General features: G+C 50.3%; 2 tRNA genes. Both read left to right on the forward strand.

From position 1 onward, the window contains the following. Positions 1 to 105 precede the first annotated feature (105 nt). Positions 106 to 182: transfer RNA gene (locus H5072_RS20850), tRNA-Asp, on the forward strand. A gap of 31 nt (positions 183 to 213) precedes the next feature. Beyond that, a tRNA-Asp gene (locus H5072_RS20855) sits at positions 214 to 290 on the forward strand. The last annotated feature ends 58 nt before the right edge of the window (positions 291 to 348 follow it).

Below are 348 nucleotides of genomic sequence, written 5' to 3' on the forward strand. Positions count from 1 at the left end.
TTCAGTTGGTTAGAATACCGGCCTGTCACGCCGGGGGTCGCGGGTTCGAGTCCCGTCCACTCCGCCAACTATTTAAACAATGTTATATTACAAAATTTGTATGCTGGAGTGGTAGTTCAGTTGGTTAGAATACCGGCCTGTCACGCCGGGGGTCGCGGGTTCGAGTCCCGTCCCCTCCGCCAATAAGAAAAAATAACAGTGTAACTATGCGCTGGAGTGGTACTTCAGTTGGTTAGAATACCGGCCTGTCACGCCGGGGGTCGCGGGTTCGAGTCCCGTCCACTCCGCCAACTATTTAAACAATGTTATATTACAAAATTTGTATGCTGGAGTGGTAGTTCAGTTGGT

It is taken from the genome of Pseudoalteromonas sp. SR45-5 (assembly GCF_014163565.1).
Taxonomy (GTDB): domain Bacteria; phylum Pseudomonadota; class Gammaproteobacteria; order Enterobacterales; family Alteromonadaceae; genus Pseudoalteromonas; species Pseudoalteromonas distincta.